This is a genomic window from Nocardiopsis trehalosi NBRC 14201, assembly GCF_001552555.1.
In the GTDB taxonomy this organism is placed as follows: domain Bacteria; phylum Actinomycetota; class Actinomycetes; order Streptosporangiales; family Streptosporangiaceae; genus Nocardiopsis_B; species Nocardiopsis_B trehalosi.
The window spans coordinates 1-15,521 of record NZ_BCRK01000042.1 but is presented as its reverse complement, the minus strand read 5'-3'; the positions used below and the strand labels follow the sequence as shown (position 1 = coordinate 15,521).

The following is a 15,521-nucleotide window of genomic DNA, read 5'->3' as shown; positions in this document are numbered from 1 at the left end:
GATCACTCCGCCGTCGCCGGCCTCCCTCCGCACGCCCGCATGTGCTCTAGGAGTCATCCATGCCCTTCCTCGCACCCGTGCCGCCCATGCCCGAGGACCGCCCCGCCCTCGACCACCTCATCCCGGCCGGGTACGAGCACTACTTCGACCGCAACCCGGAGCGCAGGTACTTCACCCGCCGCGCCTTCGACTTCAGCGGCGAACCGGCGATGATGCCCCTGGTCCACGCCTTCCTCGACACCTGCGCGGCGACCCAGGACGACGACTACCGCTACGTCTTCGACCTGCTGGGCAGCGAACTGGCGACCAACGCGATCAAGCACACCCGCTCCGGCGACCCCGGCGGCCACTACACCCTCAAGGTGGAGCGCTCGGTCCGCGGGCTCACCCTCACCTGCCGCGACAGCGGCACCCGCGCGGCGGGCGGCCCCCGCCCGGTCACCGACCTCGACGCCGACGCCCCCTCCCCGGGCGATGCCCCGCCCCCCGAGTCCACCACCCCCGCCCCGGCCCCCCGCCCCGACGCCCGCCCCGACGCCCGTCCCGGGGCCCGTCCCGGGGCCCTCCACGACGCCACGTCGGCCCCCCGACCCGGCACCTCCCGGGACGCCGCCCCCGCCGACCGGCCCTCGGCCCTCCGGAACGCCGAGGACGGCACCCCCGAGGGCGCTACCGACGCGGTGTCGGCCCCACCGGAGGACGCCGCCCGGCCCACCGCCGAGGACCCCACCCCGGACCCGCCCCTGGACGCCCCGCTCCGCCCGGCCGATCCCGCCCTCGACACCCCGGCCGCCGGCACCCCCCGCGCGCTCCTCGGCGCCGGCCTCCGACCGGCCCCCGACCCGACCGAGCGCCGCTACCTCACCGCCGCCGCGTTCGGCGACCGCCTCACCGCCGACTCCGGCCGCGGCCTCGCCCTCGTCGACAGCCTCGCCACCGCCTGGGGCGACAACGGCCACCCCACCTTCCGCAAGGTCTGGTTCTACCTCGCCTTCGACATGTCCAACAGCAGCTGGCCCGCCGCCTGAGTCACCTCCCGCGGTCGTCGCGGCCGTGTTCAGGCGGCGCGACACGCCGGAGTGCGGCCCGTACCGGGGTGAGGTCCACGGGCACACCGGAGAGCGCGTCAAGACGAATCGCGGCGCGACCGAGTGCAGAGCAGTCGAGAGCCGCAGGGTCGGCCAACGCGGCGGCGAGGCGGCACAGGATGCCGAGGGCGGTGAGGGCCGCGGGCTCTCGCCGGCTTACTACTGCCCGGTGCGGCGGGCTCCTGGGCGCATCCGGCCCAGCCGCTCGCGCAACGCCGCCGCGCCCGTCCGGGCGCGGCCGCCCATCCTGCCGGGCCTCGACGCCGTTTCGGCCTCGCGCACGATGTCATCCAGGTGGAACGGGAGCCGGTCCTGGTGGGTGGGGTGGTGGGGAGGCTGCACCCCGTTGGGTCCGTATCGCAACTTCTCGGGCACTTTTGCAGGGACCACAGCCTCTCTGGCCGGGCGCACATCGTGCAGGGGAAACCGGCTCAGGACGCCGATGATCTCCGCACGGTTAAGGTCGGGTTGCCGGTCCAACCGCTCGGCCAAGGCCATCGTCGCCTCCCACACCGTCGGGTCGCCCATGATCTTCACGGCGTCTTCCCTGGCCTGTTCGGGATTGACCCCGTTGGGGTGGTCGATGGCAGCGGGCTGCGTGTCCGTCGGACGCAGCCCCAGATCATCTAGATAGCGGTGGGCGCCCGCGCGACCGACCTCCAGCGCGATCGCCAGGTGCTGGTCCGACCCGGACCACCGCCCCCGTGCCCCGGACCGAATCCAGTCGTCGCCGACGTCGACCCACGTTTTGTCGAGGGGGTTCCCGAAGAGGTGGCTGACCGTGGCACGGGCCGCGACCTCGATCAGGGCCTCCCCGTACTCCACTCGCTCATCACGACTGAACACCGCATCCTCCAGGGGGTGGTTTGCGCGGTATGACCGAGCAATCCCCTGAATCTAGTGCGCGCCGGGAGGGCGTATCGACGCGTGTCCCACCGGGCGGCCGGGCGAGGTGAGCGGCACCTTCGAGGGCCGGTACCAGGTGCGCGTCCCCGCCCCGGACAGTACTCCGCCTTCGGACTCCCCCGTTTCCGTGCGCGTCAGGTCGGCAGGAAGGGGCTCGGGGCACCGTGCCAGGTGACGTAGAGGTGTTCGCGGGCGCGGGTGCAGGCGACGTAGAGGAGGGAGCGCTGGGCGTCGAGGTCGGCGCGGTGCTGGTTCTCGTCGAGGTCGGCGCTGGTGACGTGGTCCATCTGGGGGAGGGCGTCGGCGGTGATGCCCGATACCGCGACCGCGCGGAACTCCAGGCCCTTGACCCCGTGCATGGTCGTGACGCGGACCGTCCCGGCGGCGTCGGTCACGGCGTGCTCGCGCGGGTTGAAGATCGAGGCCGGGAGTGAGCGGGCGCGCAGGTGGGCGGCGACGGAGTCGCGCAGCCGGTTGGTGCGGGCGGTGACGCAGATGTCGCCGGGGGCGATGCCGTCGGCCAGCCAGCGGCGCACCCGGTCGGCCACGGCGTCGAGTTCGGCGGGCTCGTCGGCGGCGCCGTGGAGTTCGGGCGGCGGCCCGCTGAGGACGCAGCGGGTGGTGCCGGCGGGCTCGGGCAGGGTCTCGCCGAGTTCGGTGACGTCGTGCCCGCGCAGGATGCCGTCGGCCCAGGTCAGGATCTCCTCGGTGGTGCGGTAGTTGACCCGCAGCGGGTAGGAGCGGCCGACGACCTCGATGCCGAGCCGGCGGAACGACACCGTGTTGTCGTAGATCCGCTGCCGGTTGTCGCCCGCGATGAACATGTCGTTGTACCCGCGTTCCACGGCGGCGCGCAGGGTGCGCCACTGCGCCGGGTGGAGGTCCTGGGCCTCGTCCACGACGAGGTTGGTGTAGGGCTTGCCGGCGCGCGCGTCGAGGATGCGGGCGGCCTCGGCGTGCAGGTCCTCGGCGGGCAGCCGGCGGCTGTGGCGCATCATGGCGCGGGCCTCGCTGATGGCGTGCCACACCTCGCGCCGCTGGGGCACGCTGAGCGGGGTGCTGCGGCCGCGCCGGGCGTCGGGGTCGAGGTAGCCGTCGAGGCTGGTGATGCCCTGCGCCATGACGACGTGGCGGTACTCGGAGAACAGGAAGTCGACCGGGTAGGGCAGCCGGTGCTGGCGGCTGTAGTTGGCGAAGACGCCCTTGGTGTCGGTGCGCAGCCGGACGTCGGGGTGGACCTCCTTGACGACGTCGAGCGCGAGCTTGTCGGTGGTCACCACGTCGACGTCGGCCACCAGCTCCGGCGGGATCAGCAGGGCGAGATTGCGCTTGAGGGACTCCACGAGCGCGTTCGTGAAGCTGGTCAGCAGCACCCGGCCGCCGAGCGGCAGGTGCTCGGCCAGGTACTTCACGCGGTGCAGCGCGACCACGGTCTTGCCGGTCCCGGGCCCGCCGGACACCTTGGCGGGCCCGTTGAAGCGCGCCCGGTAGGCGAGGTCGCGCTGCTTGGGGTGCAGGTAGATGCGCCAGGCGTTGAACTCGCCCGCGAGGACGTCCTCGATCTCCTGGTCGTCGTTGACGACGATCACGCGCTCGCGGGTGTGCCGGATGGCGGTGTCGTAGTCGTCGGTGGCCACGGCGCCGACGGAGGGCCTGCGCGGGGCGACGACCTCATCGAGGACGCGGGCGACCGAATGCCCCTCGGCGAGGGCGCTGAGCACCTCGTACTGGTCCTGGGGGAGGGCGGGCCGCCAGTCGCGCAGCTCCCCGATGCCGCCGAGCGCGCGGCAGAAGTCGCGGATCTCGGGATCGACGCCGAGCCGGGCGAGGTCGCGGTCGCTGACGTGGGCGAACAGCGGGGCGGGGGAGCCGTCGGCCGAGGCGCCGCCGGCGGGCGCGGCGGGCGCGGCCGCCGCCGGCGCGGCTCCGGCGGGGGAGGCGGCGGGCACCGGGCGGTCGCGGGCGCCGCCGGAGGAGGGCCGGCGCCCGGCCGAGCGCCGCTCGCCGGCGCGCTCCAGGGCGGTGGCGTCGCGCCGCTCCAGGGTGCCCATGACGGAGTTGACGTCATGGCGCTGGTCGCCCGCCCAGTCCTCGGCGGAGTCGCGCGGCAGCAGATGGACGAGGAGGAAGGTCTCGCCGGACTCGGGCGCCAGCATGACGCCGGTCCAGGTGTCGCTGATGCGGAACGTGCGGATGCGGGGGTCCTGGCCCGCGGGCAGCGGGCGGATACGCAGGTCGGGGTGGGACAGGAGGGCGCCGATGGGGAGTTCGCGGAACTTGCGCGTGACCGCGAGCAGGCGTTCGCGGGTCGGCCGGTCCAGCTTGTCGTACTGGGGGAGACACGTCGCGTCGATGGCCAGATGGGGCATGGGCCTCCTCTTCTCGGGCGCGCGTCTGCGTGGGCGGAACCCGCACGATGTGTGCCTTTCCACTTTGTTCTAGCCGATGATGGTGACATTCAGGCCGGATGCGGCCACTTTTCTCCGGCGGACGCCGACGCGCGGGCGCGGGTCGCCCCGGCGCCGGCCGGTCGTCGGCCCGCCCGGGAGGGGGTCGGCGGTGCCGGCGCCGCGGTCCGAACCGGGTCACCAGGTCGGGTCCGGCCGCAGGGACCTTTGCCCGCAAACCGGGATACGGCCAGGTCGGACCGTGTTTTGGCGCCGGACCGGCGGTTTGGGGGAGCGGCGCGGGTGAGATCAACACGCCGACGGGTGCGATCCCGCGCCGCCTCCCCGAACGGAGATCCATGAACCGCTTCACCGCGACGCTCGCCGCCACCGCCGCCGCACTGGTGTCGGCGCTTCCCCTGGCCGCCCCCGCGGCCGCGCAGCAGGACGTCGTGCCGATCCCCGAGGGCCAGACCCACTGCCCCCACGGCTACGTCTGCCTGTTCCGCGACTACGAGTTCCAGGGCGGCGGCTACGCGGTGGCGGCCCCCGGGGAGCTGCCCTGGTTCGGCGACATCGGGTTCAACGACCGGATGTCGTCGTGGGCCAACGACTCCGGCATCACCTACTGCTGGTACTTCGACTCCTACTACTCCGGCGAGGAGCACGTCATGTACGACGGCTACCGCGTCAACGTCCTCCCGCGCGAGAACGACCACGCGTCCTCCCTCCGCCCCTGCTGATCGGGGCAGGTCGCCGCGGGCGCATCCCCCCGCGCCCGCGGCGCCCACCACCTGTCCGCCCTGCGCGGGATCACATGAAAAGTCGGTGAACAACCCCGTTCGCCGGGAAACGCCGATGGACACGGCCGTCCGCGCGGCCGAACAATAAGGGCCCCACCCGCACGAGGACAGGAGCGCAGGGCCCGATGCCGGACGACGCCGACGCGGGCGACAGACGCCCCGGTCCGCGGTGGCGGCTGGTCGGCGGCCTGATCGGCGCCGGCGGCGCGGCGGGCGCCCTCGCCATGGTGGGCGACGTCTTCCCCGACGCCCCGTTCCTCGCCGTCCTGCTGGGCGGCGCCGCCTCCGGCGTGCTCGGCACGGTCAGCGAGATCCTGCGCGTGCGGCGCACCGACCCCGGCCCCGAGTCCACCGGCTCCGCCACCCCCGGCGCCCCCGCTGTACTGCGCGAGCGCCTGCCCCTGCGCAGCGCCCACTTCACCGGCCGCGACGCGGCCCTCTCCGACATCCTCGACCGATTCCGCCGCTTCCCCGCCGGCCGCCGCGGCCGGCTCCCCCTGCCGCGCCGCCGCGCGGCGGCCGAGAGCGGCCCCCTGGTGGTCGCGGTCACCGGCGACGGCGGGACGGGCAAGACCGAGCTGGTCAATCAGATCGTCGACCGGGTCGAGCACCGCTTCCCCGACGGCAAGCTGGAATTCGAGCTGTACGGCGACCGCGACGACGACGGCGCCCCCGGCGCCCCGCCGCCCGGCGGCCCCGGCGACGCGCCCGGACTGCTGCGCCGCTGGTGGCGGGCGCGCGGCGAACCGGCCCGCCTCCGTCCGGCCCGCCGCGGCCCGCGCCGCCCCGAACGGGTCCTCGTGCAGCTCCTCACCGAGGTCGGCGCCGCCCCGCACGGCCGCCTGGGCCTGGACGAGCTGGCCGCCCGCTGGCGCACCGTCACCCGGCACCGGCGGCTCCTGCTCGTCCTCGACAACGCCCGCGACTTCGCCCAGGTCGAGCCGCTGCTGCCCAAGGGGCCCGGCTGCGCCGTCCTCATCACCAGCCGCAACGCGTTCGCCGCCGCCCCCACCTACGTGCACCGCCACCCGCTGCCGGCCCTGTCCACCGACGAGGGCGAACGGCTGCTGCGCCGCATCACCGGCTCGGCGGGGGCCGCGCGGGCGACCGACCCCGAGGTGCTGCGGTCGATCGTCGCCCACTGCTACGGCCTCCCGCTGGCCCTGTGCTGGTGCGGCAGCCGGCTCGCCGAGGAGGACGGCCCGCCCGCCGACCGGCTGCTCGCGCGCCTGCGCGAGGACACCGGGCGGCACCTGCTGGGCCCCGCGGGGATCACCGCCGCCTTCGCCGACCGGTTCGCCCAGTGCGCCCCCCGGGAGCGGCTGCTGCTGGCCCGCGTCGCCCGCACCGGCCTGACCACGTTCACCCCCTGGGCGGCCGCCGCCCTGCTGGACGCGCCGACCCGCGAGACGGCCGCGCTGCTGGAGGACATGAGCGACCGCTACCTCGTCGTCCGCCTGCACGCCGACGCCGCAGCGGGGCCCCGCTACCAGCTGCACGAGTACGTGCGCGCGATCCTGCAGCGCAACGGCCCCCGCGACCTGGACCTGCCGGCCGCCGAGCACGCGGCGTGGTCCGACGACGCGTTCGCCGCCGCCGTCGACCGGCTTCTGACCGGCTACGCCTGGCTCGCCGAGCACGCCGCCCGCGCCATGGCCCCCCGCGAGTGGGGCTTCGACGACGACGCCCCGCCCCGGCCCGCGCCGTCGCCCCGCCTGGACCTGGCCCCGCCGCCGCGCCCCGAGGCGTGGCTGCACGCCGAGCGCCGCAGCCTGTGGGCCTGCCTGGACCTGGCGCGGGACCGCGGCGACGTCCGCACCGGGTGGCGGCTGGCCCGGTCGCTCACCGCGCTGTGCCGGGGCGCCCGCGCCTACTGGGACGACTGGCGGGCCGCCGGGGAGCGGGCGTCGGCGCTCGCCCTGCGCTTGGGCGACCGGTGGGCCTACGGGGTCTCCCTGCTGGAGCGCGCCGAGATCGCGGGCGGGCAGGGCGACCACGGCGCCGCCGTGGTGCGGGCCCGCGCCGCCCGCCTGGTGCTGTCGGGCGGCGACGAGCGGTGGGCGGCCCGCGCCGCGCGCGCCCTCGGCGTCAACCTGTACCGGCGGGGCGACCGCGACGACGGCGAGGTGGAGCTGCGCCGCGCCGAACGCGTCTTCGCCCGGCACGGCGAACGCCTCTGGCATGCCCGCACCCTCGCCAACCTGGGCGAACTCCACCGGTTCCGCGGCGACTACGCCCGCGCCCGCGGCCTCCTCGCCGAGGCGCGCGCCCGCTTCGACGCCGAGGGCGACACCGGCCGGTCGGCGACGTCGCGCCTGCTGCTCGGCGACGTCCTCGGGCACATGGGCCGCGACCTCGACGCGTGGCTCACCCTGCGCGACGCGCTGGACCGCCTGGACCGCGACGACGGCGGGGCCTGGTACCGCGCCCGCTGCCTGCGCGCCCTCGGCCGGCTCGACCCGGCCCGGCTGCGCCGCCAGTACGACACCTGCGACCTGCTGCTCGACCCCGCCCGGGAGCGGGAGCGGCGGGAGGCCGTCGCCGAGTACGTGTGGCGCCGGTCCCTGGGCTCGCCCACGCGGGTGCGCGCCCGCGCGGCGGAACTCGGCGCCCGCTGGTACCGGGAGCACGCCGACCGCGCCCGCGACCTCCTCGGCGGCGACCACTGGGCCGCCCTCACCACCACCGCCGACGGCGGGACGCCCCGCTGGTCGGGGGAGGGGCCGGACCGGCTGCGCGCCGACCACCGGGGATGGTCCCGCGACGCCAACCTCGCCCTGGTCGAGGAGGCGTACGCCCTGCTGGAGCAGGTGGGCGACGCGTGGGGCCGCTACCGCACCCTGCTCGTCCTCGGCGAACTGCGGGTCGCCCGCGACCCGGAGCGGGCCCGCCGCGACATGGAGGCGGCGGCCGAGGGCTTCGCCCGCCTCGGCGACCGGTGGTGGCACGCGCGCGCCCTGCGCCGCACCGCCGAGGTGCTGTTCGACGCCAACCTCGACGGCCCGGCCGAGGCCGCGGCCACCCGCGCCTACCTCGGCTACCAGGGGCTGAGCAACCTGTCGGGCCAGCTGCGCGCCCAGGTCCTGCTCGGCAAGATCCTGCACCGCTCCGGCAAGGACCACCGCGCCCTGGTGCTGCTCGACGACGCGGGCGACCGCGCCCGCGCCGGCCTGCGCGACGGCCTCGTCCCCCGCGCCCTCCACGACGAGGTCCGCCACGTCACCACCACCATCCTCGGCGAACCCCTCGACCATCCCACCCTCGGCCGCTGACGGCGGCGTCCCGGGCACGCCGCGCGGGGGCCGTGCGGGGGCGTGACGCGGGACACCCGGGACCGGGGGAGATCGCGGGGGCGGGAATGCGTAACGGGGCGTGGGGCGGGTAGGCGAGGGGGACGGCCGGGGCGCGTCGGGGGGCGTGCCCCGGCCGAACGCGTGCCGATGCGTGCCCGGACGGGCACGCATCGGCCGGGCGGGCGGCGGACCGTGCGCGCAGTCCCGGTCGGCCGGGGCCGTGCCGGGCCGCCCTCGCGCGGCCGCACCGGCACGCGCGGCGGTGGACGCGGCCGAGGGCCGCGACGCCCGCTGCGGACGGCAGCCCGACGGAGATGGAGAAGGTGACAGGCGTGAAGGCGATCGTCTATCGGCGGTACGGCGGCCCCGAGGTGCTGGAGGTGGCCGACATCCCCGAGCCGAAGGTCGGCCCCGACTCGGTGCTGGTCCGGGTCGCGGCGTCCTCGGTGAACCCGGTGGACTGGAAGATGCGCGAGGGCTACCTGGACGGCGCCATTGACGTGTTCTTCCCGGTCGTGCCCGGGTGGGACGTCGCCGGGACGGTCGAGGCCACGGGCCCCGCCGTGCCGGAGTTCTCCCCCGGTGACGAGGTCATCGGCTACGTGCGCAAGGACGTCGTCAAGGGCGGCACGTTCGCGGAGAAGGTGGCCGCACCGGTGCGCACCCTGGCCCGCAAGCCCCGCAACCTGAGCTGGGCCCAGGCCGCGAGCCTGCCGCTCGTCGGGCTGACCGCCTACCAGGCGCTCCACCACGCGCTCAAGATCGGGCCGGAGGACACGGTGCTCGTCCACGCCGCAGCGGGCGGGGTGGGGTCGGTCGCGGTGCAGCTCGCCCGCGCGGCGGGGGCGCGCGTCATCGGGACGGCGTCGGAGCGCAACCACGACTACCTGCGGTCCCTGGGCGCCGAACCCGTGACCTACGGGGATGGCCTGGTCGAGCGCGTCCAGGCGATCGGGGCGCCCACCGCCTCCCTCGACCTGGTCGGCGGCGAGGCGCTCATCTCCACCTACGACCTGGGCGTGCCCGCGTCCCGGGTGGCGTCGATCGTGGACGCGTCGGTCGCGGAGCGGGGCGGCGCCTACGTGTTCGTCCGGCCGGACCGCGCCGACCTGACGGCGCTCGTCGACCTGGTCGAGGCGGGCAAGCTGACGGTGGACGTCGCGGAGACCTACCCGCTGGAGCGCGCCGCCGACGCCCACCGCCGCAGCGAGGAGGGCCACGTCCGAGGCAAGATCGCGGTCGAGGTCATGCCCTCCTGACCGACCGACCCGGAGCGCCGGGTGGTGCGGCGGGCGCAAGCCCGCTGCACACCCGGTGCGGAAGCCGCCGACCCCGCCGACCCCATCGACCTGGCCGAACCCCCGCACCGCCTGCGGCGGTCGCGGTACCCTTCCCCGGAACTCCGCCCGGGGCGTCACAACAAGTTGCCGAAAACGGCCCTCCGCCGCGATGAACCCCCAGGTCACAAAGACTGCTCCCCGCGCGCGCGGGGATGACCCCCGGCAGCGGGTCGCGGCCTACCTGTCCGAGCGCTGCTCCCCGCGCGCGCGGGGATGACCCCACCGCCGCCGAACACGCCGCCGAAGCGGCGCGCTGCTCCCCGCGCGCGCGGGGATGGCCCCCACCGGGGCGATGCGGTCGACGTAGGTCTCCACTGCTCCCCGCGCAGGCGGGGATGGCCCCTCCGGATCGTTTCGCGTGCTCACGATGCCGGCTTCTCCCCGCGCGTGCGGGGATGGTCCCTCCAAGACGTTCGCATTCCACCGGATGGCCGTCGACTCACCGCTACGCGGCGGTCGACCGGGCACGGCGGTCTCGTGGCCGGAGTGGGCCGTTGGGGCGTGGGGTTGCGGGAACGTGGGAGGGTGGACGACCGTCGGAGTGGATGACGCGGAATCCCCGTGGACGCGGGGTTTCGCGGTGGTCGGCGCGAGCGGCGGACCGGTGGGCGGCGGTGGGACACGGCCGTCCGCGCGGGGGCGGCCCGCACCGGTGCGCTGGCGTCGACGGTGGGAGCGCGGATGGGCGACCGGAAGGCGTGGGACGGTGGCGGGCGGCCGCCGGGCCGGGCGCGGGTGGTGCGGTCGGTGCTCGGGTTCGGCGCGGTGCTGTTCGTCGCCGCCGCCGTCTGGCTGCAGAACACCCCCGACATGTTCCAGGACCTGCCCCGTTCGGTGCTGTGGACGTGCAGCCTGCTGGGCGCCGTCGGCCAGGCCATCGCGGCCGTCTACCTGGGCCCCGAGGCGCTGGGCGGCCCCCGCTCCGGCCGTCCCGTCTGGAAGGAGGGGTTCGGCAACAACCTCCTGCAGCCGGTCGCGCACTTCGTCGGCTACGACGCCGAGCAGGAGCGGATGCGGTCCCTGTTCACCCGCTTCCCGCGCGACGGGTGGCGCGGTCTGGCCGCGCCCCGGCTCGCGCGCGGGGCCGCGACGGCGCACGAGCCCCCGCTGGTCATCGTCGTCACGGGCCTGCCCGCGACGGGCAAGAGCCAGCTCGCCAACCGGGTGGCGCGCCAGGTCGCCGACCGCTTCCCCGACGGCGTGCGCTGGATGGACCTGAGCCGCAACCTGTCGCCCGACGGCGCCGACGACACCGCCCCCGACGCCAACGGCCTCCGCGCGGCCCCCGGAACCGGCGCCGTGCCCGAGGCCGGGCGGGCGCGGTGGCTGCCCCGGGTGCGCCGCCGCACCGAGGAGCCCGAGGCGGACGGCCTGGCCGCCGGCCCCCGGCTCGGCACGAGCGTGCCGCGCACGGTGACGAGCCTCCTGGAGGAGGCCCTGGACGCGGCCGGGGACACCCCGCGCGGCCCCCGCCGGCAGCTGGAGGACGCCTGGCGCACCATCACGGCCGGGCGGCGGATGCTTCTCCTGCTGGAGAACGCCGAGGACCCGGCGCAGGTGGAGGCGCTGCTGCCGAACAGCGCCCTCAGCGCGGTGCTCGTCACGAGCCGCCGGTCGTTCCAGGACGCGGCGTTCGCGTTCACGGCGGTCACGATCGACGGACTCACCGCCGACGAGGGCGTCGACCTGCTGGAGCGCCTGGCCCCCGTCGACCCCGCCGCCGACGTCGACCAGGAGCGGGGGCTGCGCCGGCGCATCGTGGAGCACTGCCACGGCCTGCCGCTGGCGGTGTCGATGTGCGGGCGGCACCTGGCCTCGCCGTCGGGGCCCGACGCCGGTCGGCTGCTGGAGAAGCTGCGGCGCGAGGACGAGACCCCGCTGCTGGGGCCGCGCGGCTTCCCCGCGTCGTTCACCGTGGTCTACCGGATGTGCGGCCCGGCGGCGCGGCTGCTGCTGCGCCGCATGGCGGCCACCGGCATGGACGAGGTCGCCGACTACGCGGCGGCCGCCCTGCTCGGGGTGGACCGGGCGGCGGCGCGCGCCGTGATCGAGGAACTGCAGTCGCTCTACCTCCTCCAGGCGCTGGGCCGGGCCGACGACGGCGTCTACCGGTACCGGCTGCACGAGCTGGTCCGGGACACGCTGCGGGCGCTGCGCCCCACCGACTTCGGCCTGACCGAGGAGGAGGGCCGGGCGTGGACCGAGGAGGCGACCCGGGCCGCCCGCGCCCGACTCGTCCGCGCCTACGCGTGGCTGGTGGAGCGGGTCGCCGAGAGCCGCCGCCCGGCCGACGTCGGCTTCCCCCAGCCGCCCCTCGCGGCCGACGCGGGGCTGGACCGGGTCCACCGGGACCTCGGCCTCACCGCCCCGGAACGCCCCCACGAGTGGCTGGACCGCGAGAGCGAGGTGGTGCTCGGCTGCATCTGGATGGCCGCCGACGACGGCCTGGTCCGCGTCGCGTGGCGGCTGGCGCGCGCCGTCGCGGCGATCTGCTCGGAGATCCGCGCCCACTGGGCGGAGTGGGACCAGGCGGTCGAGGCGCAGCTCGCCGTCGCCCTCGGGAACCGCGACGCGCTCGCCCTGGGCATGGGCCTGCTCGACGCCTCCGAGCTGTCCGGCGGCCGGGGCGGCTACCGGATGGGCGACACCTACGCGCAGCGGGCCGCCTACGTGTTCGCCGAGATCGACGCCGACCAGCGGTGGACGGCACGCGCCCGCCGCTCGCGGGCGGTCAGCCTGCAGCGGTGGGGCGACCTGGACGCGGCACAGCGGGAGCTGACCCTCGCCGAGCGGGTCTTCGCGGAGACCGGCGAACGCTGGTGGCACGCCCGCACGCTGTACAACCTGGCCGAACTCCACTTCGACCTCGGCCGCCACGACACCGCCCGCGAACTGCTGGAGCGCGCCGGCGCGGCGTTCACCGCCGAAGGCGACGACACCCAGTGCGACCTCACCCGCATCCTCCTCGCCCAGGTCCTGGCCGCGCGCGGCCGCGAACTCCACGCGTGGTACCTGCTGGAGGAGATGCGGGTCCGCTTCGCCCGGCAGGAGCGCCACTGGTACGTCGCCCAGTGCCTGCGGGTGATGGGCGAACTCGACGGCGACGCGCTGGAGCGCCAGTACCGCGAGTGCGACCTGGTGTTCAACCGGCGGCGGCGCACCGAACTGCGCGACCAGGTCGAACGCGACTACGCGCGGGAGCTGCGGCTGCGCGAGCGGGAGAACCGGGCGCCCCAGACCCTCAAGACGCACATGGAGCTGCGCCAGGAGTGCCGCGAGGAGCTGGAGCGGCGGGCGGCCGACCGGCTCGGCCCCTACGCCGACGGGGCCGAGGCCGCGTTCACCCGCGCCGCCACCGGCGGCCGGGCCCGGGCGCGCGAGCGGCGGCGGAGGTGGTCGGTCGCCGGGCGCACGGACATGCTGCGGGAGGCCATCGGCCTGATGGAGCGCATGGGCGACGAGTGGGGGATGCGGCGCGCCCAGCTCACGCTCGGCCGGGTCCTCATCCGGGACCGCAACTGGACCGACGGCCGCGCCCTCATCCGCGAGGCGGCCGACGGGTTCGCCCGGCTGCGCGCCGCCGACAGCGAGCGGCAGGGCGGGCCCGGCGACAAGCGCTGGGAGGCCCGCGCCCACCACCTCGCCGCCGAGGAGCTGTTCCGCGCGGCGGTGGGGCCGTCGGCGGCCGCCGACGCCGCCGCGGGGGTGCGCCCGGCGGCGGTCGCGCCCCGCTCGCGCGCCCAGATCGAGGCCGCCCGCGAACACGCGGAACTGGCCCGCTCGGCCTACGGCGAGCGGGCGAACCATTCGGGGCGCATCGCGACGGCGATCCTGCTGGCGCGCATCCTGTCGGCGGGTGGCAGCGAGCCGAGCGCGGTCGCGGCGCACCTGGCGGACGCGAAGGCCGCCGCCCTCGACCAGGACCGGGCCGACCTCGCCGGCGAGGCGGACGAGTGGCGGCGCGTCCTGGTGGAAGGGCGGCCCGATTTCACCGGCTGGGAGATCCGTTGAGCAAGGAGCGGAGAAGCCGCTGAGGGGGAGGGGCGGCCGACGCGGTCGTGGAGTGGGGCGGGACGGGGCGCCACAGGTTCCACACAGGACGGCCGGTGGCCGCTGGCGGACGTGCGCCGCGATGGAGGATCGGCGGCCCGGCCCGCTGAGGGGAAGGAGCGGTCGGTGGGGTCGTACGCGCTGCAGTCCCCGGGGACGGTGGCCGGTGACGGGCGTGCGCGGTGATGGGGGTGTGACGGCCCGGTCTCGCGCAGGGGGCGGCGCGGTCGGTGGCCGTGGAGGGGCGGGTCGGTGCGCCGCAGCGGTTCCCGGGAGATGGGCGCTGCCCGGTCGAGGACGTGTGTCGCGATGGGAGGTTGGCGGCCTGATCCCGCTGGGGGAGGCGCGGTTGGCGGGGCTGTGGAACGGGGGCGTGACGGCTGCACCGCAGCGGTCCCCGAGGAAGGGTGCTGCCCGGTGGAGGGCGTGCGCGGTTACGGGGGCGTGACGGCCGGGTCCCGCTGAGGGGAAGGCGCGGTCGGTGGGGTTGTGGAGCGGGGGCGGGGTCGTATGGTCCGGCGGTCCCCGGAGGAAGGGCGGTGGCGGGTGAAGGGCGTGCGTGGCGATGAAGGCGTGACGGCCCGGTTCCGTGCCTACGACGAGGACCGCGACCTGTGGCTGTACTTCGAGTTGGAAGAGAGGGGGTGGCCGGCGCGCCAGGTCGAGATCAGCGGGGAGGACGGGCGGCCGGTGACGGCGGCCTCTCTGGTGGAGGTCATCCGGCTGCGCGACCACGCGGGCCTCGCGGCCATGCGGGCGTACGAACGGCGGTACGGCGTCCTCGGCGACGCCCCCGTGAACGGGTGGCGCGCATGGCCGCGGGCGGCCGAGGTCACCGCGGAGGACTTCGAACGGACGTGGGCCGAGGCGCGGCGAGTGCTCGGCGGTCCGCCCGATCCGCCGGCCCGCAGGCCGGACGGGGGCGCCGCAGGCGGCCGCTAGGCTGCGGACGCGGGCGCCCCACCGGCGCCCCCGAGGCGAGCGGAGGACGCGTGGGGACGGGAGCATGGGCGGTGGCCGCAGGGGCGGCGCTCGCCGCGGCACCGACGGTGTGGGTGCGGGCGGCCAGCGCCCGGTATCGGGCGGAACTCGACGACGCCCCCGCGCGGCCGGTGGTGATCGTGCTCGGCGCCGCCGCCTGGCCGAGCGGCCCGTCGCCGCTGCTGGCCCGCCGACTCGACCTCGCCGTCCGGCTGTACGAGGCGGGCCGGGTGCGGGCGGTCCTGGTGTCGGGCGACAACCGCCCGGTCTCCCACCACGAGACCGACACGATGACCGCCTACCTGACCGCGCACGGCGTCCCCGAGGCGGCGGTCGTCGCCGACCCGCACGGCTACCGCACCTGGGACACCGCGGTGCGGGCCCGCGACACCTACGGCGTCGAGGCGGCCATCGTGGTCACCCAGGCGTTCCACCTCCCGCGCGCCGTCGCGCTGTGCCGCGCGGTGGGCATCGACGCGGTCGGCGTGGGCGACCCCAGCCTCAGCCGCCGCTCCCGATCGACCGTGTACGGCTACCTGCGCGAGGTCGGCGCCAACGCCAAGGCGCTGCGCGACGCCGCTCTGCGCACGCCCCCCGTGCGCGCCGATCCGCCCGACGGGGCCGTGCGCGCCGCCCTCGACGCCGCACGCCCCCAGGCGCCCGCCGAGGCGGG

The 15,521-nt window shown here is 76.4% G+C and carries 8 protein-coding genes and 1 pseudogene; 7 read left to right on the top strand and 2 right to left on the bottom strand.

Going from position 1 to position 15,521, the window contains the following annotated elements:
• Positions 1-878: 878 nt before the first annotated feature.
• Positions 879-1,028: pseudogene (locus NT8_RS28485) on the top strand (ATP-binding protein); the annotation flags it as partial.
• Between the two features lie 219 nt (positions 1,029-1,247).
• Here NT8_RS28485 and NT8_RS10275 read toward each other — a convergent pair.
• Positions 1,248-1,934 (bottom strand): hypothetical protein, encoded by a 687-nt coding sequence (locus NT8_RS10275; RefSeq protein WP_169805209.1) that lies wholly within the window; start codon positions 1,932-1,934, stop codon positions 1,248-1,250.
• Positions 1,935-2,128: 194 nt separating this feature from the next.
• A complete protein-coding gene (locus NT8_RS10270; RefSeq protein ID WP_067966856.1) occupies positions 2,129-4,363 on the bottom strand; it encodes a 3'-5' exonuclease in 2,235 nt (744 codons plus the stop codon).
• Between the two features lie 377 nt (positions 4,364-4,740).
• Here NT8_RS10270 and NT8_RS29850 point away from each other — a divergent pair, with 377 nt between their 5' ends.
• The 6 genes from NT8_RS29850 to NT8_RS10240 form a co-directional block, all read left to right on the top strand.
• Complete coding sequence (locus tag NT8_RS29850; RefSeq protein WP_067966853.1) at positions 4,741-5,124, top strand: peptidase inhibitor family I36 protein; 384 nt, start codon at positions 4,741-4,743, stop codon at positions 5,122-5,124.
• 185 nt (positions 5,125-5,309) lie between these two features.
• On the top strand, positions 5,310-8,456 hold the full coding sequence (locus NT8_RS10260; protein ID WP_067966851.1) for a tetratricopeptide repeat protein: 3,147 nt from the start codon (positions 5,310-5,312) through the stop codon (positions 8,454-8,456).
• A gap of 353 nt (positions 8,457-8,809) precedes the next feature.
• Entirely contained in the window at positions 8,810-9,736 is a 927-nt protein-coding gene (locus tag NT8_RS10255) for an NADP-dependent oxidoreductase (protein ID WP_067966848.1), read from the top strand.
• 762 nt (positions 9,737-10,498) lie between these two features.
• The gene (locus tag NT8_RS10250; protein ID WP_067966845.1) at positions 10,499-13,828 is read left to right on the top strand and encodes an NB-ARC domain-containing protein; all 3,330 of its coding nucleotides are present in this window, start codon (positions 10,499-10,501) and stop codon (positions 13,826-13,828) included.
• 594 nt (positions 13,829-14,422) lie between these two features.
• The gene (locus NT8_RS30760) at positions 14,423-14,809 is read left to right on the top strand and encodes a hypothetical protein (RefSeq protein WP_245646116.1); all 387 of its coding nucleotides are present in this window, start codon (positions 14,423-14,425) and stop codon (positions 14,807-14,809) included.
• 50 nt (positions 14,810-14,859) lie between these two features.
• Positions 14,860-15,521, top strand: a 662-nt coding sequence (locus NT8_RS10240; RefSeq protein ID WP_169805208.1) for a SanA/YdcF family protein, incomplete at its 3' end; no start/stop codon positions are given.